At 54.4% G+C, this 25,431-nt stretch carries 21 protein-coding genes; 13 read left to right on the top strand and 8 right to left on the bottom strand.

Features of this window, described 5'->3' with window-relative positions:
* Positions 1–101: 101 nt before the first annotated feature.
* Positions 102–1,931 (bottom strand): phosphoenolpyruvate carboxykinase (GTP), encoded by a 1,830-nt coding sequence (locus RDM26_RS05830; protein ID WP_307738066.1) that lies wholly within the window; start codon positions 1,929–1,931, stop codon positions 102–104.
* A 292-nt stretch (positions 1,932–2,223) separates the two neighbouring features.
* On the opposite strand from RDM26_RS05830, the gene RDM26_RS05835 reads away from it, so the two are divergent.
* From RDM26_RS05835 to RDM26_RS05855, 5 genes are all read left to right on the top strand, one after another.
* The gene (locus RDM26_RS05835) at positions 2,224–2,994 is read left to right on the top strand and encodes a hypothetical protein (protein WP_307738067.1); all 771 of its coding nucleotides are present in this window, start codon (positions 2,224–2,226) and stop codon (positions 2,992–2,994) included.
* 256 nt (positions 2,995–3,250) lie between these two features.
* On the top strand, positions 3,251–4,288 hold the full coding sequence (locus RDM26_RS05840; protein WP_307738068.1) for a hypothetical protein: 1,038 nt from the start codon (positions 3,251–3,253) through the stop codon (positions 4,286–4,288).
* Positions 4,285–5,505, top strand: a complete 1,221-nt coding sequence (locus tag RDM26_RS05845) for a TadA family conjugal transfer-associated ATPase (protein WP_307738069.1) — start codon at positions 4,285–4,287, stop codon at positions 5,503–5,505. Before RDM26_RS05840 ends, RDM26_RS05845 begins: the two co-directional genes overlap by 4 nt.
* Entirely contained in the window at positions 5,502–6,170 is a 669-nt protein-coding gene (locus tag RDM26_RS05850) for a hypothetical protein (RefSeq protein ID WP_307738070.1), read from the top strand. Before RDM26_RS05845 ends, RDM26_RS05850 begins: the two co-directional genes overlap by 4 nt.
* Before the next feature lie 2 nt (positions 6,171–6,172).
* Positions 6,173–6,700, top strand: coding sequence for a type II secretion protein F (locus RDM26_RS05855; protein WP_307738071.1), 528 nt, complete (start codon positions 6,173–6,175; stop codon positions 6,698–6,700).
* Here RDM26_RS05855 and brnQ read toward each other — a convergent pair.
* Positions 6,697–8,139 (bottom strand): branched-chain amino acid transport system II carrier protein, encoded by a 1,443-nt coding sequence (brnQ, locus tag RDM26_RS05860; protein WP_307738072.1) that lies wholly within the window; start codon positions 8,137–8,139, stop codon positions 6,697–6,699. The two genes, RDM26_RS05855 and brnQ, sit on opposite strands and share 4 nt — an antisense overlap.
* 168 nt (positions 8,140–8,307) lie before the next feature.
* On the opposite strand from brnQ, the gene RDM26_RS05865 reads away from it, so the two are divergent.
* Positions 8,308–9,000, top strand: coding sequence for a hypothetical protein (locus RDM26_RS05865; protein ID WP_307738073.1), 693 nt, complete (start codon positions 8,308–8,310; stop codon positions 8,998–9,000).
* On the opposite strand, the gene rlmB is transcribed toward RDM26_RS05865, so the two are convergent.
* The gene (gene rlmB / locus RDM26_RS05870; RefSeq protein WP_307738074.1) at positions 8,997–9,989 is read right to left on the bottom strand and encodes a 23S rRNA (guanosine(2251)-2'-O)-methyltransferase RlmB; all 993 of its coding nucleotides are present in this window, start codon (positions 9,987–9,989) and stop codon (positions 8,997–8,999) included. The two genes, RDM26_RS05865 and rlmB, sit on opposite strands and share 4 nt — an antisense overlap.
* A 10-nt stretch (positions 9,990–9,999) precedes the next feature.
* A complete protein-coding gene (cysS, locus tag RDM26_RS05875) occupies positions 10,000–11,445 on the bottom strand; it encodes a cysteine--tRNA ligase (RefSeq protein WP_307738075.1) in 1,446 nt (481 codons plus the stop codon).
* A gap of 219 nt (positions 11,446–11,664) precedes the next feature.
* Here cysS and RDM26_RS05880 point away from each other — a divergent pair, with 219 nt between their 5' ends.
* Both RDM26_RS05880 and RDM26_RS05885 read left to right on the top strand, forming a co-directional pair.
* Entirely contained in the window at positions 11,665–12,951 is a 1,287-nt protein-coding gene (locus tag RDM26_RS05880; protein ID WP_307738076.1) for an adenylosuccinate synthase, read from the top strand.
* A 132-nt stretch (positions 12,952–13,083) separates the two neighbouring features.
* The gene (locus RDM26_RS05885) at positions 13,084–14,238 is read left to right on the top strand and encodes a hypothetical protein (RefSeq protein ID WP_307738077.1); all 1,155 of its coding nucleotides are present in this window, start codon (positions 13,084–13,086) and stop codon (positions 14,236–14,238) included.
* A gap of 226 nt (positions 14,239–14,464) precedes the next feature.
* Here RDM26_RS05885 and RDM26_RS05890 read toward each other — a convergent pair whose 3' ends face one another.
* The 4 genes from RDM26_RS05890 to RDM26_RS05905 form a co-directional block, all read right to left on the bottom strand.
* Positions 14,465–15,082 carry a Crp/Fnr family transcriptional regulator gene (locus RDM26_RS05890; protein WP_374041531.1) on the bottom strand — a complete coding sequence of 206 codons (618 nt, stop codon included), beginning with the start codon at positions 15,080–15,082 and terminating at the stop codon, positions 14,465–14,467.
* Positions 15,083–15,330: 248 nt separating this feature from the next.
* Positions 15,331–16,071, bottom strand: a complete 741-nt coding sequence (hemQ, locus tag RDM26_RS05895; RefSeq protein WP_024059957.1) for a hydrogen peroxide-dependent heme synthase — start codon at positions 16,069–16,071, stop codon at positions 15,331–15,333.
* Between the two features lie 27 nt (positions 16,072–16,098).
* Positions 16,099–17,214 (bottom strand): ferrochelatase, encoded by a 1,116-nt coding sequence (gene hemH, locus RDM26_RS05900; RefSeq protein WP_307738078.1) that lies wholly within the window; start codon positions 17,212–17,214, stop codon positions 16,099–16,101.
* Entirely contained in the window at positions 17,211–18,527 is a 1,317-nt protein-coding gene (locus RDM26_RS05905) for a glutamyl-tRNA reductase (protein WP_307738079.1), read from the bottom strand. The genes hemH and RDM26_RS05905 overlap by 4 nt, the downstream gene beginning before the upstream one ends.
* A 275-nt stretch (positions 18,528–18,802) precedes the next feature.
* Between RDM26_RS05905 and hemE the strand changes: the two genes are divergently transcribed.
* The 5 genes from hemE to RDM26_RS05930 form a co-directional block, all read left to right on the top strand.
* The gene (gene hemE, locus RDM26_RS05910; RefSeq protein WP_307738080.1) at positions 18,803–19,837 is read left to right on the top strand and encodes a uroporphyrinogen decarboxylase; all 1,035 of its coding nucleotides are present in this window, start codon (positions 18,803–18,805) and stop codon (positions 19,835–19,837) included.
* Positions 19,838–19,908: 71 nt separating this feature from the next.
* Positions 19,909–22,464 carry a hydroxymethylbilane synthase gene (hemC, locus tag RDM26_RS05915; protein WP_307738081.1) on the top strand — a complete coding sequence of 852 codons (2,556 nt, stop codon included), beginning with the start codon at positions 19,909–19,911 and terminating at the stop codon, positions 22,462–22,464.
* Between the two features lie 36 nt (positions 22,465–22,500).
* Positions 22,501–23,253, top strand: a complete 753-nt coding sequence (locus RDM26_RS05920) for a uroporphyrinogen-III synthase (protein WP_307738082.1) — start codon at positions 22,501–22,503, stop codon at positions 23,251–23,253.
* A gap of 109 nt (positions 23,254–23,362) precedes the next feature.
* Positions 23,363–24,226, top strand: a complete 864-nt coding sequence (locus tag RDM26_RS05925) for a hypothetical protein (RefSeq protein ID WP_307738083.1) — start codon at positions 23,363–23,365, stop codon at positions 24,224–24,226.
* A gap of 326 nt (positions 24,227–24,552) precedes the next feature.
* Positions 24,553–25,431 (top strand): glutamine synthetase beta-grasp domain-containing protein (locus tag RDM26_RS05930; RefSeq protein ID WP_307738084.1); only part of this gene is annotated, 879 nt, incomplete at its 3' end.

Genomic DNA, 25,431 nt, shown 5'->3' on the forward strand with positions numbered 1-25,431 from the left:
AAAAAAAAAAAAAGAAAAAGCGGGGGCGGCTGTTTTTTTTGGTCCCCCCCCCGCCCCTCTTATTTTTCTAAAAAGAAAAGAGGTAACTCTCCGTTAGGTGGTTACTTCAGTGCCTGCAGACGCTCACGCAGCTTGGTGAGCTCGTCAGCGATAGCCTTAGGCAGCTTGTCACCGAACTGCGAGAAGTACTTCTCGGTGTCCTCGGTCTCGGCCAGCCAGGCATCGGGATCGATGGCGAACATCTTGTCCCATTCTTCCTGACCCATACCGGTGCCTTCCAGGTTGAAGTCCTCGAACTTGGGGTAGTAACCAGTCGGTCCCTCAATCGCGTCAACCTTGCCGGAGGCGCGGCGTACGATCCAGTCCAGAACGCGAGCGTTATCGCCATAGCCCGGCCACAAGAAGTTGCCGTCCTCGTCCTTACGGAACCAGTTAACCTGGTAAATCCGCGGGAACTTCTCGCCCAGCTTCTCTTGCATTTCTAGCCAGTGACCCCAGTAGTCAGCCATGTTGTAGCCACAGAAGGGCAGCATAGCGAAGGGATCGTGACGTAGGGATCCCACAGCACCTTCAGCAGCAGCGGTCTGCTCGGAGGCTACGGACGCACCAATGAATACGCCGTGTGCCGGGGAGTACTGCTCGGCTACCAACGGAACGTTAGAAGCACGACGTCCACCGAAGAGGATAGCGGTGACCGGAACGCCCTCGGGAGCTTCCCAATCGGGGCATACAATCGGGCACTGCGCAGCCGGAGTGGTGAAACGGGAGTTCGGATGAGCGGCCTTTTCGCCAGATTCCGGAGTCCAGTCATTACCATGCCAATCGATCAGGTGATCGGGGATGTCTCCGTCAATGCCTTCCCACCAGACATCGCCATCGTCAGTCAAGGCTACGTTGGTGAAGATGGAGTTTTCCTTCATGGTCTCCATAGCCATCGGATTGGTCTTGTAAGAGGTTCCCGGAGCAACACCGAAGAAGCCAGCCTCAGGGTTGATCGCGCGCAGCGTACCGTCCTCACCAGGACGCATCCAGGCAATGTCGTCACCAACGGTTTCGACTTTATATCCGGGGATAGTCGGCTGCAGCATGGCCAGGTTGGTCTTGCCGCAGGCGGAGGGGAATGCAGCGGTCACGTGGTACTGTTCGCCACTCTTTTCGTCGGTTAGACGCAGAATCAGCATGTGCTCTGCCATCCAGCCGTCACGGCGAGCCATGGTGGAGGCGATACGCAGGGCGTAGCACTTCTTGCCCAGCAGGGCGTTCCCGCCGTAACCGGAACCGAAGGACCAAATTTCATTAGTTTCGGGGAAGTGGGTGATGTACTTTTCTTCATTGCAAGGCCAGGCCTCGTCAGTCTCGCCGTCAGCCAGTGGCTTACCTACGGAGTGAACCGCCGGAACCCAGGGACGTCCCTCGTTGATGAGATCCATTGCCTTGGCACCCATACGGGTCATGATCCGCATATTGCAGACCACGTAAGGGGAGTCACTGAGTTCGATACCCAGCTGAGAAATCGGGCCACCCAGCGGTCCCATGGAGAAAGGAATCACGTACATGGTGCGGCCAGCCATCGCACCGTCAAACTTTTCATTCAGAGTCTCGCGCATCTGCTTGGGATCTGCCCAGTTGTTAGTGGGACCAGCATCCTCTTCCTTTTCACAGCAGATGAAAGTACGCGATTCTACGCGCGCCACATCGGAGGGTAGCGAGCGAGCCAGGAAGGAGTTAGGACGTTTCTCCGGATTCAAACGGGTGAACATCCCAGTTTCTACCATGAGATCGGTTAGGCGGGTCCATTCTTCTTCGGAACCATCGCAAAACTCAATCGCTTTCGGCTTCGCCAGTTCTGCAACTTTAATTACCCAATCAACGACCTCTTTCGGCGCGTTCTTCGGGGCGGCAGCTAGCACATCTTTCTCAGTCACTGTCATTTATCTCTTGCCTCCTGCGGCACTCGACACGGCAACACACAGTTGCTATTGCCTTTCCATTGTCCGTCATCCCAGTCACTTTCTCTACCGCGAGGGTCTAAAAATTCCCATTAATTACTATGACCTGGCTCATATTACGGGAAACTTTAGGCCATAGGACACCTTCCCGATTGGTTTTCGGATAGGGAAGCGAACCTCTTACCGTCAGCATAAGTAAGTCTTTACAGTATGATTAAAAGTAACGGTAACGCAATAACCGGGTTTATAGCCGCCACTCAAGGAGGTAGCGAGGGTGAAAGGCAAGCGACTTTTAGCTCTAATTCTACTTCCGTGTGCGATATTGCTGGCGGGTTGTGAAGCTAGCACCCAAATGCAGATTTACGGCAATGATACCTATTCGTTTAGTACTCATTTAACGCAGCCGCGAACCACTCAAGATATTGAATGTAAAGATCAAATTCCGGGGATCGAGGACTACCTAAAAACTTCACAAGTCGAGATTAAAGATAAATCCACTGATCAGGTTTCAGACTGTACGATCACGGTGAAGGCACAGCACATTTCCCAGGCCAAGAAGCCGTTTGTGACCATTAAACATATCGGTGACAGCTACGTGGTGAAACTTGCCCCGGTGCAAAGCTTAGATTTCTTGGATGCCCAAACCGACCAGTTCCGCCTGACAATTACCTTCCCCGGCCCAGTGTTGAAAACCGATACCTATTCCGGGGCGACAGCTGAAGGCAACACCGTCACTTGGACGACTCCTCAAGCTCTGGTCAAAGGTTTCGAGGTACGCGGACAGGATCATCCGGGGATAACGATGAACCAAAAATGGGGCATCGGGTTTTTGGTTATTCTGCTAGCCCTAATAGTGGCGCTAGTGGTTTTCCGTAAACATCCGCGCATCGCCCCTATTTGGGGCAAGCTAGCGCAAGCGGGGAAGAAATTCGCTGGCGGCTGCCGCAGTTTATTCCTGCGCACTTTGAGCTATTTGGATCTGGGAGGATCCGCTTCCGGACATAGTTCCAAACATTCGCGTAAACGCCGCGATAAAGGTAAATAGGCGCTTATTTGAGCCCCTACAGCCTCTCCCTATCTTCTCAACACCGGAAAACCCAGTTCTGCCCGCCTGATAAAACCACCCGACTCCAACTTTTTGAGAATCCCTTACTGTCTGCGCCTCGTTCTTTACTTCCGGTTTATCCCCAAGGATCTAGAGCACTCTGGTTTCCTAGTAACGCCTTTTCTATTGTTGCCTCCCCTGCTCCCTATCACTAAATCTAGGTTTTAACTCGCAAACAAACCCGCAGGAGCCGGTCGTGCAAAAAGATCTACCAACACCAGCGCCCGCCAGACAAGCGCCTGGCGACGCTGATCCTACCTGCCTACTGTGGGGATTTAACTTGGAACAGTTGCAATTCCTGTCCCAGGTACTCGGAGTGTCTAGTATCCATTTCACCACTCAACTGCCACCTACTGCCGCCAACCTAAGTACGGTTATCAGCCCTGCTAGCGCCAATTTAACTTGGCTTGCCTCCCCGCTTCCCATAGTTCGCGCAGATTTTTTACTCAGCCCCCCGCCCCTGCCCCAAAGAAGCTTCACCCCTCCTGGCGACACCTTGCAACCTCCCGGGGTTTTTCGCCTCCCCTCCCAGGTAGGAGCTTTTCTCTCACAGGTTGATCAATACTGCTATCCTCCCCGAGGACGCATCCTCAATATCTTCGGATTACAGCCGAAAAGTGGCAGCTCCACCATTGCGTTCGGATTAGCAAACAGTGCAAAGAACTCGATTTTTGTAGATGCCAGCTGTCCTTTCTCAGACTCGATTTCGCCCCAATATTCATCAGGGTTGCGCAAACTCGGTTTTCCCGCTATTAGCAACTTTTCCTCTCGTGACCTGGAAGCAGACCTGTTAGTTTCCCGCTTACGTGAGGTTTTACCCGGGGTGCAAAATACCCGTTTTCTCCAGCTCCACCGCGGCGATCCCCGACAGCTATCACCTCTTTTTTCTTTGTTAGTTCGCGCATTTTCACTGGTAGTTATCGATTGGGGACAACTTGGTTCCGTGCAAGACCTAAACAATTTACCCGGGCAAATTCTGGTAGTCAGGGATTACTCGCAATCAGCAGTTAATCGACAGGTTCTGCAACAAATCCACCAGCACAGGATCCTGCTAGTGACCAATCGCGTCCCTAATAGAATATTTCACCCTAGCAGCGACAATCAAAGATATTTCGTGCCGCATTGCCGGGAACTAAACCGGCTGCAAGCGCAAGGACTGGGCAGTTTGTGGCCGAAGAGTTTACAAGCGAGGTTGGCCGAGCTACTGCGAAATACTATGGCGGCGGCCACATGAAGGCTTTCAAAAAATGGCTACCTGCCTTAAAGCAGATACCTCGGCCTGCAGCAGCTTCCCAAACTGACCGGGATAACCGCCTACTGGTAGCCTCCGGTGTGGCTCCCGCAGAAGTAATCCGCCAAGAAAGCGCGCCAACAGCAGGAACCACTCACCTACTGGATAACTTGGCAGCAATAAATGCAGAACTATCCGGGTTTAGCCCCCAGCTGACATCCCTGCTGCAAGACCCGCAAGTAACCGATGTTTTAATCAATGGACCTCAGCAAGTGTGGGTCGATAGTGGCGGCGGTCTTTGCAAAACCAGACTGGATTTTGGTTCCAACAGTAATCTACGTTCTTTAGCAGTCCGGTTGGCGGGAGCTGCCGGAAAGCGTTTAGATGATGCCGCGCCGATCGCCGACGGCACGCTACCAAATGGCATTAGGCTCCATGCGGTATTACCTCCCCTAGCAGTACCCTCTCCGGTTATTTCTTTGCGCTGCCCGCGAGCCAAAGGCTTAAACTTTACCCAATTGGTGGAATCAGGAACCGTATCTGTTCCCTTAGCGCCGGTGGTGACAGCCTTAGTTTCCCGGCGCGCTTCCTGTTTTATTTCCGGAGCCACCGGTTCGGGGAAAACCACGCTCCTATCTGCCCTGTTGGAATTGGTTCCCCCAAACCAGCGGATTGTATGTATCGAGGAAGTCTCCGAGCTTTTCCCTTCCCATCCCCACCTAGTCCACCTTCAAGAACGCAGCGCCAATGTGCAAGGGGTAGGCGCGGTTCCCATGTCAAAGCTGGTGCGTGCGGCTATGCGGATGCGTCCGGATCGGATTGTACTGGGGGAATGCCGTGGCCCGGAGGTACGGGAAGTACTGTCTGCGATGAACACCGGTCACGAAGGCACTTGGGCAACGGTACATGCCAATGCGGTCACAGAGGTTCCTGCCCGTCTGGTGGCACTAGGAGCGTTGGCCTTAATGCCGGAATCTACCGTGGGAGCACAGGTGATAGCGGGGGTAGATGCCTTTTTACAGATTCGCCGCTCAACGGAGCGAGGAAGCACTCGGCGCTATATATCCGAGGTCGGGGTGCCGATTTGGGATCATGCCCACCTGGCGGCGCAACTGGCACTCAAAGTTACTCCTGCCGGGCAGTTACTTCGCGGCGCGGGGTGTCAAAAACTATCACAGCTGGTAGATATGGATTTCGATTATCTTGCGGAGGTATCGTGACCTGGAAAACTGCTACCTTAATGGGACTTTTTCTAACCCTTGCCGGTTTACCTTGGCATCTACCGGATGCTCGTCCGCCCAGACCCCGCCGCCTGTCTGAAATAGCTGATTCCATTACCCACTTTGCCGGGATCCTGCGGCGCCATTTTAAACCAAAACCCCAACTAGCAGCGGCAGTTATAGAGGTAGCGAGCCGCCTAAACGCCGGTGCCGATCCCGATTCAGCCTGGATAAAAAGCTTGCCACGCCACGGTTTTTCCCGTCCCAAAACTGCCAGCGCCACAGATATTCAAGCTGCGATAGCCCCAAATTTAACTACTTGGGAACAGGCATCTTTAACTGGGCTCCTGGCAGCAGTCCGTTTTTCCGAGGCGCTAGGCGCCCCCTTAGCTGAGGTGTTAACCGGTTGCGCAGATTCTCTTACGGAAGCCGCCAATGCCGCTCGTGCCCGGAAACTGGCATTGACCGCCCCGAAGGCTTCCGCCACTATTTTGGGGCTTTTACCTTTGGGAGGAATCGTGCTGGGATCCCTGCTAGGAATCAATCCGCTAAACGCTATACTCGCTGGAGGCTTGGGAACGATCAGCGCGCTGGCCGGGGTTATCGCCCTGTTAACCGGGATGTTTTGGATGTTTCGCTTAGTGGCGCAAGCCGAAAAGGCATAGAAATGTTTATCCTGGGAATCTCGATTTTCTTGGGTGCCTTGCCCTGGTTTTTGCCCGCGCTTCCGCCACGCAAATCTAGCAGTGTAGATCCCAGGCGTGGCGCTATTGATCCGGCAGTGATGCTGGACTTGGCAAGCTCCGGACTGGCTGGCGGCGCCGCGATTCCGCGCGTCTTAATTGCCTTGGCAACTGCCAGTGAAGAACCTCGTCTAGCAGCGGTTTCTCGCGCGCTAATTTTCGGAGTTGAATGGAACTTAGCTTGGTCTCTGTTGCAACGCGGGGATAGCTGCCCCGAATGGGCTCAATATCTAGCTGCCGCCCTCGAACCTGCCTGGAAGGACGGGGTATCCCCTGAGGCTTTACTGAAAGGTGCCGGACTGCGGGTACGCGCTAGTAAAGACCAGCGCGCTCGCCAAGCCGCCCAAAAACTCTCGGTTCGGCTGGTTATTCCCCTAGGTATCTGCCAGTTACCGGCATTTATCCTCCTGGGAATAGTGCCGGTAATCTTGGCGGGAATAGAAAACCTCTAGCTGTTCGAATCGGATTTTTCGGTTGGGTTTTCCTGCGGTTTAGCAACTTCGTCTAGTTCATCTTCATTGAACGCTAAGCCGGCACTTACCAAGGATTGGTTCCGTTCCCTGGCTACCGCATCATAGTCGTATTTCTGTTTCATCCTGCCTTGCGCAAAATCGATAATCAGCCCGACCAACAGCATCACAATAGACGGAATCAACCACCCCAGCCCTAGTGAAGCCAACGGAATCGTGGTATCGATCCATTCCTCTAACACTCCGGCAGCCTTCAAACCATCGAAAAGACCAAAGAACGCAGCTACCCACACCGAAAGCCGGTAGGCCCAGAACATATGTCCGGGAATGAAAATATCCATGATACAGGTAACTACCAGCATGATGGTGACAGGGTAGCAGAACATCATTACCGGGATAATCACGTTTACCAGTGCCTCTAGCCCCAGGTTAGCGATTGCTAAAGATATCACCACATGTAAAACCACCCACACCGGACGGGAAATCTGCGGGAACAATCCCCGGAAGAACTGGGTGGAAGCCTCGACTAGACCAATGGCAGTAGTTAGACAAGCCAAAATAGCAATTGCACCCAAGATCACCCTGCCGGTAGATCCAAATAAATGCTGCGCGGCGAACGCCAGGCCTTCCCCGCCATCTTTAACGTTGGGGTTTAGCCGTCCCACGCGCGAACCCACCATCGACAGCCCAAAATAGACCAGACCAAGGAAGAAAGCGGCGATCACTCCCGAAAGGGCGGTAACCCCAAATAGCTGCCTGCCCGGTTGGAATCCTTTTTGCCGCAGTGCGCGAATAATCACCACCCCGAATACCAAGGAAGCGATAGCATCCAATGTGCCGTAACCGTCAAAAATACCCTTCAAAGTGGGGGTTGAAGCATACTTTTCAATCGGAGCTGCCTCCGAAGGAGACATAGTTACTACCGCCGCAATAATCATTACCGCCAACAGAATCAGCAGCGCGGGAGTCAGTAGACCGCCAATCCGGTCAAGCACGTTACGCGGATTCAAACACAGGTAACCGGCGATGCCGAAGAATACCAAAGTGTATATAAATAGCGCCAGGTGAGAGTCCCCGGTGGTGGCTTGGAATGACATTGAAAAAGAGGCGGCGGCAGTACGTGGAATCGCGTATAGCATTCCGGTCGACAAAAAGATCAGCCAACAAAAAACCAGACCCGGGTAGTGAGAGATGCGTTCAATAATCCCGAGCACTCCGGAAGAAGAGGTAGCGGCGGCAATCATGCCGGCCATGGGCAGTAGCACTCCGGTAAGCATAAAGCCGATCGTGGCGGGAACCTGTTCAACTCCCGATTCCACCCCAATCATTACTGGAAAAATCAGGTTGCCAGCCCCGAAAAACATGGCGAAAAGTGCCAGTCCGGTAACCAGCACATTGAGAACACGTGTCTTGCTATTCATTGTGTGAAATCCCCACTCTCATTCTTTTACCTGTTCCAGTTTCGCAAAGACCAGCTGCTATTCAAAAAGAATCTTTCATTCTGGGATACTGGGTTAACATATTTTCAACAACATGTTTACAATTGCGCCGCCTTGGCGTATTTTTCTGAAGCGGGTGAGGTGAGATGCTTGCAGACTGAGGCACAGCTTTCCCCACTTGAGCAGTATTTTCAAACTCTGGCTTCCCTGCTCTCATTGACTCCGGTTCTGCGCCGGAACCAAATAATTGGTGCGGTTCGTCTGGCGGTAACAGAGATGGAGGAAACTGCCTCTCTACCAATTCCCTACACCCGCGAACAGCTTTACGCCTACTTAGGGGATCCGCAACAGGTAGTAGCTATCGCTGATGCGGATACTACGGTGATTAAAGCTGGTAATGGCGCGCAAGTGATTCAGGCGGCAGCAGCTGCGGAAAATACCGAGGTTCCCTGGGGAAAGGCGGCCGCCCGCGTTCGTTTCGAGGATGCCCGCCTGCTGCGTGAATATGGTGAGTTGGTCGGTTGGGGAGAAACTGTGTCCGCGGCACCCGTAAAATCGGATTATTTGGACAGTAAAATTGAGTCACTAATTAGTTCCGAACGCATCCGACGTAACTTCTTTTCCTATTTCTTACCGATCGCCTTTGGGATCGCCTGCACTGCCACTGCCCTGCTGGTTCCGCTCGGGTTCTTCCTGGGAATCTTCGCTTTGGTGTTGCTATTTTATCTGTGGCGCAAGAAGGTTGCTCCCCTCTGGCCCCGGGTCTTCTGCGCTTTAGCGAGCCTATTTGCAATTGTCTGTACGGTGGTCGCTACCCTGCGTCTGCTGGGTTATAACTCTTAAGGAAGCGCGTCCGCTTTTTCCCGCCGCACTGCAGCCACTTCGAATAGGGCAATCCCCGTAGCCACCGCGGCATTTAAGGATTCCACCTCAGAAGAGATCTCGATTCGGGTGAGCAGATCACAGTTTTCCTTCACCAAGCGGGATATCCCGTCACCTTCAGCTCCGGTAACTAACGCCAAAGGGCCATCTGCCAAACCGGATTCACTCACCGAGCAAGTACCGCCGCCATCTAATCCCAGCACGAAGCAGCCTTGCTCTTTGCACTGTTTAATCGCATTTACCAGGTTGGACACTCGGGCAATCGGCAAACGTGCGGCGGCTCCGGCGGAGGCTTTCCAGGCAGTCACGTTCATCGAGGCACTGCGCCTGCCGGGAATCACTACCCCGCTGGCTCCAAAGGCGGCAGCGCTGCGCACAATCGCTCCCAAGTTATGTGGATCAGTAACCCCATCTAGCAGCACAATCAGTGGCTTAGCGTGATTTTTTTCCGCATTGTCAAAGAGCTCAGCTAAATCGGTGTACTCAAACTCGGGTACTTCAAGAGCAACGCCCTGGTGAACCGCGCCCTCGGTAGCTAAATCCAAATCGGAGCGGGGAACTTCCACGATGGGTGCCCCCTGCGCGCTGGCTTTGGCGAGCAACAAGGAGAGTTTCTTATTGGCCGCCAGGTTACCCGCCACAAACACTCGAGTCACCGGGATATCAGATTCCAGGGCTTCCAGCACCGGGTTACGTCCGGCAATCAGTTGGTGCCCACCTCGCACGTGGATCAGGGAACGTTTGGCACGCGCCTTGCGTTGAGCTGCTTGTGTTTCTTCGCGGCGCTCTTTTTGGATACGGGCGCGATAAGCGGCGTGGTAAGGACGGTTTTCGGCTTTCGGCGTGGGGCCTTTCGCCCGCAAACCCCGTTTATTGCCGCCGCTGCCTTTAGGAGCGCCCTTCTTATCAGTGCGTTTCATTCTGCCGTGGTGATCTCCGCGAACTGCCATCTGAAAACCCCTAACCTAAATGCCAAGTGGAGCCGCCAGCTCCGTCCTCAATAATTATCCCCGCCGCACCTAAGCGGTCGCGGATTCCGTCCGCGCGCGCCCAATCCTTTTCTTTGCGCGCTTGAACTCGCTGTTCCAGCTGTTCAGCTACGAGCTTTTCCAAAGCAGCAGCGGCGGCAGATTCATTTCCGCCGTCAGTTTCCCGCCATTGCTCCGAGAGAGGATCAAGCCCTAATACCTCTAGCATGGCGCGAATCTGGATAGCTATCTGCGCACCCTCAGCAGTTTTCCTGTCTTCAAACGCGGTATTAGCTTGCTTAATTTTTTCGTGTATCACCGCTTGAGCAGCCGCGATATTTAAATCATCGTCCATAGCTGCACAAAAAGCCTCCGGAAGGGCGACCGCAGCCAAATCTTTGGCTCTGGCCTCAGCAACCTCGGGGGCTGCCTGGGCAAAACGCGCCAGGGAAGAAGTAAACTTATTCCAAGTTTCGCCCGCCTGCTCCAAGGTTTCCGGGGAATACTCCACGGTGGAACGGTAGTGGGTAGTCCCTAAGGCGAGACGGAGCACCGCTGCCGGCGTGGTTTTTAAGATTTCCGAAACCACCAGGGAGTTCCCCAGTGACTTCGACATTTTCTCACCCTTAATAGTTACCCAGGCGTTATGTATCCAGTATTTTGCGAATGGCCAACCGGCACCGTGAGATTGCGCCTGTTCATTTTCGTGATGGGGGAAACGCAGGTCAATCCCGCCCCCGTGAATATCGAAAGCTTCTCCCAGATAGCGCCGTGACATTGCCGAGCACTCTAAATGCCAGCCGGGACGACCTTTTCCCCAGGGGGAATCCCATTTAGCAGTCTCGGGTTCGCTGTCTTTTGCTGCTTTCCAGAGGGCGAAGTCCCGCGGATCGCGTTTTCCTGCCTCGGTTTGGTTATCGATCTGGCTCTCGTCCTCGGTAGTTCGCATATCGGAGAGTTTTTGCCGGGTCAGCGAGCCGTAATCTTTGAGGGATTTAACATCAAAATAGACGTTTCCATTCCCATCACTATAGGCGTGACCGGCATCTATGAGACGCTGGGTGAGGGCGATTTGTTCGGGAATCTGCCCGGTGGCGCGCGGTTCATAGGTCGGGGGCAGCACCCCGAGGGCGCGATAGGCGGCGGCGAACTCTTGCTCGAAGCGGTACGCCCATGCCCACCAGGGCCAGCCCGCCTCCGCGGATTTATTCAAGATTTTGTCGTCAATATCGGTAACGTTTCGCACATAGGTTACCTGGTAACCGCTGCGGCGCAGCCAGCGAATCAGCACGTCAAAGGCAATCGCCGAACGCACGTGTCCTATATGGGGAGACCCCTGAACGGTGGCTCCGCACAGGTAAATTCCTACTTGTCCGGCTTTCACCGGCTCAAAATCCACGATGCGGTGACGGGCAGAATCATAAATGCGAAGGCTCATGTTCCCATGCTATCGGCAAGCACCCTTAGGGAAGAACTTCGTCTGCCCGGTTTCCGTGGACGCGTCCTCGCCTTTTGCAGTCTCTCAAGTTTCATCTACCGCACCATCGCTACCAACCCGAGGGCAAGACGGATAAACTCAGATAGTAAGAGTGCAAACGCTGCCGGATAAATCTCGCCAACAGCCTTGCAAAAGTCCTTATTTGAGAGGAAATAGTTCATGCCCGCACTGATTGTTGTCGGAGCCCAATGGGGAGACGAAGGAAAGGGTAAAGTCACCGACCTAGTTGGCCAGAGCGTTGATTGGGTAGTTAAGTTCAATGGCGGCAATAACGCTGGTCACACCATTGTAGTAGGCGATCAAAAGTTTGGTTTACATTTGATCCCGGCGGGTATCCTCTCCCCCACGGTAACTCCAGTCATCGGTAACGGAGTAGTAGTTGACCTGGAAGTCATGTTTGCGGAAATCCAGATGCTCGAGGAAGCTGGGGTCGACTGTTCCCGACTAAAGGTTTCTCTCAACGCTCATATTATTCCGCCCTACAACAAGGTAATGGACGGACTGGCAGAACGGTCTTTGGGTGAACGCAAGATTGGTACCACCGGTCGCGGGATTGGACCTACCTACGCCGATAAAATGAACCGGATTGGCCTGCGTATCCAGGATCTATTTGACGAATCAATCTTGCGCCAAAAAGTTCGCTCCGCTCTGTCAGGTAAGAACTTTGTGATCGAAAAACAGTTCTCCGAAGAGCCTATCGATCCAGAAACTATTTCTGACCAGCTACTTTCTTATGCGGACAGGGTGCGGCCTATGGTTTTCGACTGCACCACCGAGCTTAACCTGGCCTTGGATCGCGGAGAAACCATCCTCTTAGAGGGCGGTCAAGCCACCATGCTGGACATCGACCACGGCACCTACCCCTTCGTAACCTCCTCGTCCTGCACTGCCGGTGGCGCCTGCTCGGGATCAGGAATCGGACCGACCCGCATTGACCGGGTAATTGGTATCGCCAAGGCTTACACCACTCGCGTAGGGGAAGGCCCTTTCCCCACCGAACTTTTTGGTAAAGAGGGAGAGGACTTGCGTCAGGCGGGCGGGGAGTTCGGGGTAACTACCGGACGCCCGCGCCGTACCGGTTGGTTCGATTCGGTAGTTGCTCGCTACGCCGCTCGGGTCAACGGCCTCACCGACTTAGTGATTACCAAGCTGGATGTACTTTCGAAATACGATGAAATTCCGGTTTGCGTAGCCTATGACGTTGATGGACAGCGTTTTGAGGAGCTCCCTGCCGATCAGACTGCTTTCCACCATGCCCAGCCGATTTACGAAATGCTGCCCGGTTGGAAAGAAGATATCACCGGCTGCCAGACGTTTGCGGATTTGCCGACCAAGGCACAAGAGTACATTGAGCATCTAGAGGAGCTTTCGGGCTGCCGCATTAGCGTAGTCGGGGTAGGAGCGGACCGCGCGGCCACGATTGTGCGCCATCAGCTGCTGGACTAGGGTTTGTCCCGCTAACTTAACTCCGTATCTGACGCAAGTATTTTTTACTTGCGCGGCGCGCTCTCCCGCAATATCTGCTCTCATAATCTATGGTTGCTGTTGTATAGACAACGCGATTTCGTTGGAGGTCAGATGAGCAAGAACGAGCCGGATAACGACTTCACTACCCGAACCTGGTTCGTAGGAGAAGAAGGCGAAGAAGAGCAGGCTCCCGAAGATACTTTGATCCCCGGCGAGCATCACGCTACTTCCCCCTCTGATAACGATTCCCTGATCGCGGGGGACGGCCTCAGCTCAGAGGCAGCTCCAGCAGGCGAAGAAAACCTTCCCGCCCAGCAGCTAGAGCACACCGATAGCGCGATTGTGGGTACCGCGGAAAACACGAATGCGGACTTAACTGACGAGGACGAGTCAGCGGAAGTGAGCGTACCTGACGTAAGTGAAGAAGACGCTAGTGACGCCGCTTCCCCGGCTTTAGAGCGCAAATCACTCATGGAACGCAGCCGCGAGGTAGATCAAGACGATTCTGGGATGGAGCCCGCCCCCTCTAGCGAAGTGGAAAGCACCGCTGACCGGCGCTATTCTTTGCTGAGCGGCTCTGAGGAAGCGACGGATCCGGTCGAGGAGGACTCGCCCCACTGGGATTCGGTAGAGGAAACCGAACCGGAGGAAGTGCTAACTACCGCGGAGCGGCAACAAAGCTTTGAAGATACTATTTTCGATGGAGCCACGGTCAAACCGACAGTGCCTTCACGCGCAGCTGCTCACGTCTGGTCGCTATTGCTGTTTTTAGTGTTGGTTCCGCTTACCTGGTACCTAATTCTGGATGTCGCTACCCGGTTGCGTACGCGTGGCGGAGATGTATTGCTGCCCGCCTCGAGCTTGAATGCCGGTCAATGGGTTGAACTTGTGGTGGCGATAATCATGGTCTTCCTGCTGGCTCTAGTAGCCCGCTTCTCTTCTCTAGGCGCTTTTATTACCGGGTTAGCCTTAACAGTAGGAGGAGCGTTCTTCCTGGTGGTTCCCGAGCAAACTGCCAATGGTTTGCAACCACTGCTAACCGCTCTCGATAACGCCGGCCAGCAAGACCACTTCTATCAGGCACTTCCTTCCAATATCGCCCATCACTTGGCTTGGTCAGGTGGATCGGGAATGTTAGTACTGGCTGGTTTGACCCTGCTAGCAATGGCCTTCCTGGCACATAGCGCGCGCCGCGCGGGACGCAAAGATTATCTAATCGAACGCAAGGTCAAGGCGGCGGAAAAGAGCGAGCCAACGGAAGGCTAGGTTCTTAACCAGTTACAACCGGCGCCAAAGTTAAACAGCGCTAGTTGGGTAATCCCATACCGCAAATAAGGTTAGTGCGTCTAAACCTGCTTTTTTAGGGTTAATACGCAGCGGGGATAGGGACGCTATTATTAGCGCTTTGTTTCACGGTGTTAGGTTTTTTGCATAAGTTTTGGGGCGACAACCGCTATGGCTGCCGCCCCAAAACTATGCTTAATGCCAAACTCTAGCGGGCACGCCGCGCCAAACGATCAATGTCGATCAAGGTGACTGCGCGTCCCTCTAGCCGAATCCAATTGCGGTTCACGAACTCGGCTAAGGACTTATTCACGGTCTCCCGCGAGGCTCCCACCAACTGAGCTAACTCTTCTTGAGTCAGATCGTGCGGCACATGTATTCCGTCCTCGGTACGGATCCCGAAACGATCCGCCAAATCCAGGAGCGCCTTGGCTACCCGGCCGGGCACATCCGAGAACACCAGGTCAGCTAAAGCCTCGTTGGTGCGGCGCAGGCGCTTTGCCAATGCTTTGAGCATATGTTTCGCCAAGGAGGGGTTATCCTCCAGAAAAACCATCAAGTCGCTATGGTTTAAGAAAACCAAGCGGGCGGGTGAAACCGCGGTTGCGGTAGTGGAACGCTGACCCGGATCAAATAGGGTGAGCTCCCCCAGGATTTCCCCCGGACCCAACACCGCTAGCAGGTTCTCGCGACCATCAAGGGACTGATGCGACAGTTTTATTTTCCCCTCGGCCACGATATACAAGCGGTCGCCATCATCGCCCTCTTCAAATAGGTTTTCCCCGCGGCGCAAGGTGGTTTGTCCCATCATTGAGAACAAGCGCATCTGCGCTTCCTGATCGAGTCCCTCAAAGAGGGGGACTCTAGCTAAAAAGGACGAATCCAAGCTAATCACTCCTTAAACTTCTAGACAGACAGCGAACCATAGATACCGATTCAACACTACTCGTTTGTTGTGACTTATGCCACCCGAGAGTTTGGGTGCGGTTACTAATTTACTCCGCTAACTATAAGTTGGCGCAGAACTGGGACTTCTTTCCGGCAGCCCCCAGCTGTTAAGCAAGACGATACTGACTATTTTTCAGTAGTTTGCCGCTGTATCCATTCGGCTAGTTCCATCCGCTTGCCGGTATAGAAGGGCGTATCCTGGCGGACATGCAGTCGAGCTTCACAGTCCCGTTGCTGACGCAGCACGCCCATAACCCGGTTAATATCATCGGATTCTAGGGTCACTGACCATTCATAATCATTAAGCGCAAAGGTCGCCAAAGTAGATACCGCTACATCCAGGTAACCAGCACCATTGCGGCCATGCTCGGCGAGCATGGCGCTACGCTTAGCCTTGGGCAGGTAATACCACTCGAGGGAACGCACAAACGGGTAAACCGCAGCATAGGCACGGGGCGCCCAACCACCGAAGCAGGCAGGCAGGTGGGGCTTATTGAACTCCGCAGTCATATGAGCGCTCATAATCGACCACACCGGCACCAAGTGGGCTCCTAGCCGCGAGTTCAATACCGCGTGGTAGGCATCTTGTAGCTTGTCATTGGATTCATCTAGGAACCAGAACATTAAATCAGCGTCTGCGCGGTAACCGGCAACGTCATACCAGCCGCGTACGGTTACTCCCAATTCTGCGATGGTTTCCTCGAGTTCGCGCGCCATAGCTGCTCGCTCTGCCTCCTGGGCAGGTAGCGGCAAAGCTAGTTCGAAAACCGCGTGCATAGAAAAGTTGTTGCGCGCATTTACTTCCTCAGGATCCACTTTATGATCGCGAGGATCGGGGGATACATCATTGGGCATCGGATGAGCCATTATTTTCTCCTTTTAGCTTTTAGCTGTTTATTCTTTTCTAGTTTCAAACTCGACTGGCAGGTCAGCTCCCTGTTTGCTGACCCGGGAATCTCCGGGGGGCGCCCAGGCTGGCCATCGGGGTTCTAAAGCATCTTGGGCATAGGCGACCTCGCCTCCTGCTTTTTCCTGAGCGCGCTCGGTCACCAAATCCGCGAGTGCTCCGATAAAGCCCGGATCGGTGCCTACCGTAGGCACCCGCAAATAGTTAAGCCCCAACTGGGCTGCAGTTTCTTTAGCTTCGGTATCCAGGTCGTAAACCACTTCCATATGGTCACAGATAAACCCGATAGGTACGCAGACTACGTCAGTTACGCCCTCTGCTTTCAGTTGCGCTAAGCGGTCATTAATATCGGGCTCTAACCAGGGCATTCGTGGCGGACCAGAGCGGGAACAATAGGACAAATCCCAGTTCAGCTCCCGCCCCAGCTCTTTACTCACCCTCGCCGCGACCTCGGAGCATACCTGTTGGTGTTGGCGCACATAGTCGGGGCGGGAGCTATCGGCAGGGCCGGAGCATTCCTGCATGGCACTGGGAATCGAGTGGGTCACAAAGGTTACGTAAGGTACGTGTCCGCTATTTTGCTCCCGATTTACTACTGCCTCCAACAGCAACTTCGTATAGGCTCCTACGAAGCCTTCAGTGGTGTAGTAGGCGCGCACTTTATCCAGTTTCAGCGATAAATCCTGAGCCTGTAGCTGAGCTTTCGCGGCGGCTAAGTCTTCCCGGTATTGCCTGCACCCCGAATAACAAACATAGGCGGAGGTGAAAATACAAAGTACCCGGGTAAGTCCTCGCATTGCCAGGTCGCATAGGGTGTCGTGGATAAAGGGATGCCAGTTACGGTTCCCGATTACGACTTCGATATCTTCGCCCCGCCGGCTCAGTTCCAGCTCGAGGGCGCGTCGAATTTCCAGGTTTCGCGCATTTATGGGACTGATTCCGTGGAAACGTCCATAGTGGGTGGAAACCTGTTTTAACCTCTCGTCAGGAACTCCCCGCCCGGAGGTAGCGTTGCGCATAAACGGCAACACGTCCTCCATTTGTCGCGGCCCGCCATAGCTGACCAGCATCACCGCATCGTATTGGGCAGAAATCTGACTCACTGTCCCTCCTCGCTGGAGCTTTCCTGTTTCAAATCGTCAACGCTCAAGCCGGTTACCGGGCAGACCTGCGTCTTATCTTGTGGAGCTGGCGGAACTTCCAGATCCAATCCCCACACCTGTTGGAGGGCGTTTACGTATTCCCGCCCCATCCCTTCGCGTCCGGCGCGATGAGCGTTAATCGTGGGAATATGGGCTAGCCGAGCCGCGAGGTGTCGCAGCGCGTATTCGGCTTCTTCCCGGGCAATAGCATCTCCCTTGGGCAGGCGCTCCACTTCATCGGCCAGCACCTGGCGGAAGCTATCGCGCAGCGCCACCACTACCGAATCCATTTGGCGATCGGCGAGCAATGCTTCGGCTTCCTGCACACCCTCGGCCACAATCTCTTGTGCCCGCTTAACCTGGGCTTTCCCGGCTTCCGGTACCTGGGCACTAATTTCTTCTAGGTTGATTACCCGTACCCGCTCTAAATCGGCAACCCCGTCCTCAATATCGGTTTGTAAGGCCAAATCGAGAATGGTTTTTTCTCCGCTAGATAATTCTAAAGCCCGCTGTACTTCCTCTTTGGTGAGTACCGGAGAACCCATACCCCGGCAGGTAACAATCAAAGTGGCTGCTTCTAGCGCCGCTACCAGCTGGTCTTTGGCTACCGGTTGCAAGTCATGGCCGTAAGCGAAACGTTCGGCACGCCCAGAAGTGGAGTACACCGAGATGTCTTGCACCCCTTTGGCACGCAGCGCCGCGACTGCTGCCCCCGCATAGGAGCCGGTTCCGATCAAAAGTGTGGGGGTACCTACCAGGGGATCTATTCGTTCCGCCACTATTGCCAAACCGCAGGCAACTACCGAACGACCCTGGGAGGCAATTCCGGTTAGCTGCGCGACCCGGCGGGAAGTAGTTAGTGCTCCTTGGCAGGCGCGGGTAATAGTGGCGGAGGATATCCGCTCGTGGGTGGCTACCCGCAGGGCGCGGCGCAGCTGTCCGGAGATTTCGCGTTCTCCTACCACCATGGAATCCAACCCGCAGGCAACTGTAAATAAATGTTCTAAAACCTGACGGTCACGGCGAATTTCGCAGATAGTTCCCAGGCGGGATTGGATGTAGCTATCTACCGCTGCCAGTTGCTCGCTGGAGATTGCCGGCGCTGTTTCAATAATGATCTCTACCCGATTGCAAGTGGAAAGCGGTAGCACTCCCCTTACCTCAGGTAGACGTTGCAAGAGATCCTCAGGCAGGCCATCAGTGGTACTGGAAGCTGCCGCCACGGCGTTAAGCCCGTGACGGAGATGATGCACCGAATAGGAAGAAAGACCCACGGACTCATTAGATCATTTTTTATTTTTTGAAAAGCACCCGGCAGATCCCGGCCTATCCGCACCCTAATTAATTCTATTTACCCAGTCCAGAGCGTTACTAAAGAAAAATAATCTGCCAGAGCGTCAGCAAGAATCCCTGTTTTTTGCAACAGACAGATGCGGAAAATGTGTCAGAAAAATAGTTTCTCTGGTTTCTTAGCCGCGGGGAGCAGTCCGCAGCCAGCTGGTTACTGCACTTGCTTGCGCCAGCCGAAAATGCCATAGATCATGGAAATATGTCTGAGCAAAATTCTTTCCTACAAGCCGTTCACGGCCTGCGTCCTGATAAAACTCCAGTTTGGTTTATGCGCCAAGCCGGGCGTTCCCTCCCGGAGTATCGCCGCCTGCGCGCCGGTAACGATATGCTCACTTCCTGCACTACCCCCGAACTGGCAGCGGAAATAACGCTGCAACCGGTGCGCCGCTACGGGGTAGATGCCGCGATTTTCTTCTCTGATATTGTCACCCCCCTGTATTTGGCGGGTTTAAAGGTAGAGATCGTCCCCGGTAAAGGCCCGGTTTTCGCCGACCCAGTTCTGAGCCCTAAGGACGTAGACCGCCTCATCAGCTTTAAAGGCTTTGATCCGGATTGTATTACCGAGGCCGCGCAGATGGTTTGCGCCGAGGTGGGCGATACTCCCCTAATTGCGTTTGCGGCTGCGCCTTTTACTTTGGCCTCCTATCTAATTGGGGATACCCGCTCGAAGAATCACCTGGAGGCGCGGGCTTTTATGCATTCTTACCCGGATGCCTGGAACCGGCTCGCCAGCTGGTGTGCGGATATGTCGGCGGCATTCCTGGCGGCACAGATTGCCGGTGGGGCGCGCACGGCGCAAGTTTTCGACTCGTGGGTGGGCGACCTTTCGCGCGCCGATTACCAAACCTATTGCCTTGAGCATTCTCGGGTAGTGATTGATTCTGCTCATGCCCACGGAGTCCCGGTGATTCACTTCGGGGTGGGAGCTAGCAACCTGCTGGATTTGATGCGCGATGCCGGGGCGGAATGTATCGGGGTTGATTGGCGGCTACCTCTAGGTGAAGCCGTAAAGCTAATCGAGCATGGCCCCGGTGACCGTTTTGCGGTGCAAGGCAATATTGACCCTGCCGTTTTGTTCGCCTCTACTGAGGTACGCCGCCGTCACGTCGATCAGGTGTTAGCGGAGGGCAAGCAGGCCGCCGCGCATATCGTCAATCTGGGACATGGGGTGCCGCCGAATGCAGACCCCGCGGTTTTGCAAGAAATCGTCGACCAGGTACACGAATCGCGTTAAGCGCTAACGACTATGCTGAAAGATTATCCGGGGCACACCGCCTCAAAAACCGTTTGTGGCAAGGAGATGCAATGCACGACCTAGCTGGATTAGCCGATTATGATGTTTTGGTTATCGGAGGAGGGCTGGCTGGATTGACCAGCGCCTATACTCTGCAAAAACAGGGTGCGCGGGTAGCGGTGATTGAAGAGAGAGGACGCCCCGGCGGCCTGATTTGTTCGGGGCGTTTTGGGGACTTCACCTTCGATATTGGCGCTGAAGCTTTTGCGGCGGGGGCTAGCGAAGTTAAAGATTTATGCGCAGAGCTAGGTTTACCGCTGGTTGCTCCCCGTGGTAAATCCTGGATTTTTCACCACACTCGCGCTGGTAACCCCGAGGGCGCGCTTCCGATTCCTCACGGTATGCTAGGGATTCCTGCCAGCCTCGATGACCCGGGCATTGTGGGAGCGCTCAGCGAAGCAGAAATGCAGCGCGCCCGTGAGGACTTAACTATGGGGTCGCAGGTAGGGGCGGAAGAAACCACCGTAACTGGTCTGGTAACTAGCCGCCTAGGAAACGCGGTTTTAGAAAAAGTAGTTGCGCCCGTTGCCGGGGGAATCCACTCGGCAAGCACCGACCGCCTAAACGCCGATACCGTGCTGCGCGGACTGCGTCCCGCCCTAAAAGAACACGGTTCGCTGGTGAAAGCAGTCGCCGCTTTGCGCGGACTAAAGCCCGGCAAACCCGCCGTACTCGCCCCCGAGGGAGGAATGTTCCGCCTGGTAGAAACCTTAGCGCAGCGTATTGAAGAGGGCGGGGGGCTGATTTTGTCTCATGTGCGCGGTCTCGAACTGGAACCGGCAAAAGACGAATCAAACGCTGATGCCGATGCCGCTGCTGGCTCGAATCAGCCCGGCTCAGCAGGCTGGAAGGTAACAGTTTCTAACACCAAATCGGGGGCGACTCCCGGGGCTAGTCCCATAAATATCGGAGAGGCAGTCACGGTTACTGTCCCGCAGGTAGTAGTGGCTTTACCAGGCTATTTAGCCGCGCCGATGCTGCGTGAAGTACCAGGGATTCAAGTCGGTGAGCTCCCCCAGGGCGGCCCGATCGCACACGTGACTCTGTTTGTGGACTGCCCGGCGTTAGATGCTCATCCGCGCGGTTCCGGAATGTTGGTGCAACGCCCCAGCAATAAAGATATTGAAAACGGCTGCGTGGGAGCGAAAGCTATCACTCATTACACTTCCAAATGGCCGTGGGCGCAGGAAGCTGCCGGTAAAGGTCGCCACCTGCTGAGAGTGTCTTATGGTTGGGCAAATGGACCGGAGATTCCGGTATCGGTCGAGGGCGCGTTAAAGGATGCTTCCCGGCTGCTGGGGGTACAGATTTCCCCAGAACAACTGCTCGGTTCGATGACTATTCACTGGGATGGCTCTCTGCCACCTTTCACCCCTAAACATCGGGAAATGACCACCAAGCTGCTAGAAGACCTGCATGCCTATCCCGGTCTGGATTTAGCAGGCTCTTGGGTGGCCGGTTCGGGGATTGCCGCCGTAGTCCGTCAGGCGCAAACGATTAAAATGCGCGGTACCGGCTGGATTAGCGAAACGCGCTCGGACGCTTTAATTTTGGGTACTCGTGCTTCCCGCCTGGCAGTAACCCAATCGGAAACCGTAGCTAACGCTTTGCGCGCTCAGGGACTAAATGTGCAACTGCGGCAAGTGCGCACCGCCGGCGATATTTCCCGCGCCTCTTTACAAAAACTGGGGGGCGTTGGGGCGTTTGCCGCGCAACTACGCCTAGCACTCTTGGAGGAAAACTGTCATTTAGCAGTGCATTCTTTCAAAGATTTACCCACCCAGGAGGCTCCGGGTCTAAAAGTTGCGGCGATTCCCAGCCGCGCGGATGCTCGGGACGCACTATGTGCGGCTCCCGGTTTAACTTTGCAGACTCTACCCCAGGGAGCCAAGGTAGGGACGGGTTCTCCGCGTCGCTCCGCCCAAATCCTGGCTTTACGTCCCGACCTCAACATCGTGGATATTCGCGGCAATGTGCCTACCCGCCTGGGCAGGGTGAAAGGCATTGCCGCTCCTGAGGGTGACTTTACTGATGGACGGGAGACCCGGGAAAAAATTTCTCAGGGCGCACACGACTTGGATGCAGTGATTTTGGCGGCGGCTGGTTTGGATCGGATTGGGTTGGGCGCTTACGCCAATGAGCGTTTCCATCCTGAACAGGTGCTTCCAGCCCCAGCGCAAGGGGCGCTCGCGGTGGAGACTTCAGGGGTAGCGCTTAAAGCCCACCCCGATTTAGCGGCCGCACTGGAAGAGCTTAATGACCTGGCAACTGCACTTACTTCTACGGCGGAGCGGGCAGTGTTAGCAGAGCTAAACGCCGGGTGTGCCGCGCCCGTAGGGGCCTTTGCCCAGATGCAGGCGGGCAAGCTTAATCTGACTGCCGCGATTATTTCCCTCGATGGTACTCGGGAAGTACGCGTCAATGACTCCTTGCAGGCCGATCCGGAAAAGACCTTCGCCGAGATGCTTGACCAGGCGCGTCAGCTGGGTGAGAGCGTGGCGCGCGCCCTCCTAGAATCGGGGGGTGGCGAGCTTGCTGACCTGGGGGCTTCCAAGGTACGCGGCTAATATCGGGCAACGGGAAACTATTTTCGGAGGGCGGCGATGGCATTTACGGTGGCACTTACGGCAGGCTCAACGCGCCCGTTAGCAAAAAAACTGCAGGCAGAATTGCCTGAGTGCCAGATAGTTGGCGCTCCGGTTACCAGATCGCGCCCGGTTAGCGATCCGCGAGTCTCTAGCTACCTAGACAGTTTGCGGCGCGGGGAATATAGCTGGGTGGTGATTACTTCTGCTCGCACCGTGAAGCATTTACAAAAGCTATTAGCTGCCGAGCCGCCTCTTACTACCTTTCCGCAGGTAGCAGCAGTAGGTAAGGCTAGCTCCCAGGCCGCAAGCAAGGCTGGCTGGAATGTTACTTTGCAAGCGGGCGGTAACGCCACCGATTTGGCGCGCTGTTTCGCTAACTTAACCCCCAGTCTCTCCCGCCCTTCCCGGGTATTCTTACCGGGATCTGCGCTCAGTAAACCGGATTTACCTGCAGCATTAAGCGAACTAGGCTACCAGGTTGATAGTTGCGCCCTCTACACCATGACCCCGGTTTCTGCGTGTCCGGAAGAATATTTCCACGCCGATGCGGTGGCGGTTACTTCTGGTTCTAATCTGCGCACCCTCGCTGACTTCGGGATATTCAGTTCCTGCCCCGAAAAAGCTGCCTGTACCCTCCCCCACCTAGTTTGTATCGGGGAGCCGAGTGCCCAGGTGGCAGCGCAACTGGGGTTGGAAGTTGCGGCGGTTGCGCCAACCCCAGACGCGAGCGGACTGGCACGGGCGCTACGTTCTTGCCTGGCACCCTAATCGCAGGTTGGCATCGCAGATGGGAAAGCGGAAGTTAACTTTTAATAACGTTTACTGAAAATCCCGCATTCCTCGCCGGCTAGCTGGAATGTAGCTGTTAACATAAAGCATGACTTATACACCTCAACCTGATAATGCAAGCCCCACCCCTCAAGGGTATCCGATGCCGGACAGCCCCCAGTTTTCACCGGTGAACCCGCAAATGCCGCCGGACGCAATGCCGCCGGCTACCCCCACCAAGAAGCCCAAGACCGGTTTGATCGTCACCATCGTGATTGTGGCGGTACTGGTTGTTACTTTGATCGGGCTATTTATCGCCAACACTTTAGTGGCAAGTGCGCAAGAGAGATCCTTGAAAAACGAATTCGTCAAAGAGGGATTTTCGAATGTGCGGACTGAAATTAACTCTAGCCCTATGCTCCTTAGTTACTTTAAAGACTATTATCGCGAAGCAAAAGTCACTGCCTCGGCGGGAACTTTTGCTACCGAGGGGTCAAAACAGAATTTAAAGATAAAGGATGTGCGGGCTGTTTTCCATGGGCTGAAAGGTGGAGATAATCCCATCATTGAAAAGGGCAATATGACTTTCACCCTACCGGGTGAAGAATTTGATAAAGCCATAAAGGAAGATGCCACTGCCTCCAAAATGAATATGCGGCGCAACGGTAACAAAATTACTGCCGAGGCGGAAGAACAAGGTCTAAAGATTCAGGTTGAAATGGGTATGCATTTTGAACCTGGTAAAGACGGACAATCTGGAAAACTCTTCCTAGTCCCGGACAAGTTCATGATTAACGGTAGTGACGAATTCATGGGGCAAAAGCTCAGCCCTGCTGATATGGGCATGAAAAAAGAAGAAATCCCCATGGATCTGAATAAAGCTTTCGTTCTCAAGAACGTAGATTTTTCGGGTAAAGACATCAAGTTCGACATTGATTTCCAGAACGTCAAACTGAAAGACATTGGCAAGTAGGTATTGCTGCTTACCCGGTTCGGCAGGTAGCAGTTGATATTTCCCGTAATTACCTGCTGCTACCGCCTCGGCTACTGATCCGCATACCTTGGAGAGCTCACCCCTGGTTATTAATCCTTATGGGCACCGTAGCTCTATCCTGTCCGCCTCTGGAATACCACAGCTGAGGAGCCTTGACAGGTTCGAGCACTCCCGCCGCGCCCTCGGAAAATATTTGCGAAACTTCCCACGGTTTTGGGCGGGAATCTCGCTGCAGTGCCCGGGCGCGGTATGCTTTTTTTAGTTTTCTTATCCGCAAGCCGCATGGCTAAGCCTAGGAGGAACGATTGTTTAACTCCCACGAAGAAGCCCTACAATTTGTTGCCGACCAGGATATTGAGCTGATTGATATCCGTTTTTGCGACCTGATTGGCACCAGTCAGCATTTCACGATTCCCGCCGACCAGTTTGCGGATGCCCTGGAAAACGGGTTGATGTTCGATGGGTCTTCTATCCGCGGTTTCACTTCGATAGACAAATCAGATATGAAACTCATAGCTGATGTGTCTGATGCCTACGTGGATCCGTTCCGCGCTTGCCCCACCTTGGTGGTGAATTGTTCCATCGTAGATCCTTTCACCGATGCGCCTTTCCCCCGCGATCCGCGCCAGGTTGCCGCTAAAGCGGAAGCCTACCTGCGCTCTACGGGAATCGCCGATACCTGCTTTATTGGTGCCGAAGCTGAGTTTTATCTATTTGATTCCGTGCGTTACCAAACCCAGCCTTATGACACTTTCGTGAAACTGGATTCTGTTGAAGGGTATTGGAATACCGGTCGGGAGGAAGAGGGCGGAAACCTCGCCTATAAGACCCCGCTCAAGGGCGGCTACTTCCCAGTAGCTCCCGCCGATAAGTTCTGTGACCTGCGCGATTACATGGTGAAGCTCCTCAGCGACTCCGGGCTCAAAATGGAGCGCGCTCACCATGAGGTTGGCTCCGGGGGGCAACATGAAATCAACTATCGTTTCAACTCGCTAATGGCGGCGGGTGACGACATGATGAAGTTCAAGTACCTGATTAAGAACGCTGCGCAAGAAGCGGGAGTCACCGCCACCTTTATGCCCAAACCTATGGCGGGTGATAACGGCTCCGGCAAACAAACTGCATTTTTTCTTTTGAAAGAAGGAGAAGCCCCAATTTATGTTCGAAACAGGTATGATTGCCTC

Origin of the sequence: uncultured Varibaculum sp., assembly GCF_902489465.1 — a bacterium.
In the GTDB taxonomy this organism is placed as follows: domain Bacteria; phylum Actinomycetota; class Actinomycetes; order Actinomycetales; family Actinomycetaceae; genus Varibaculum.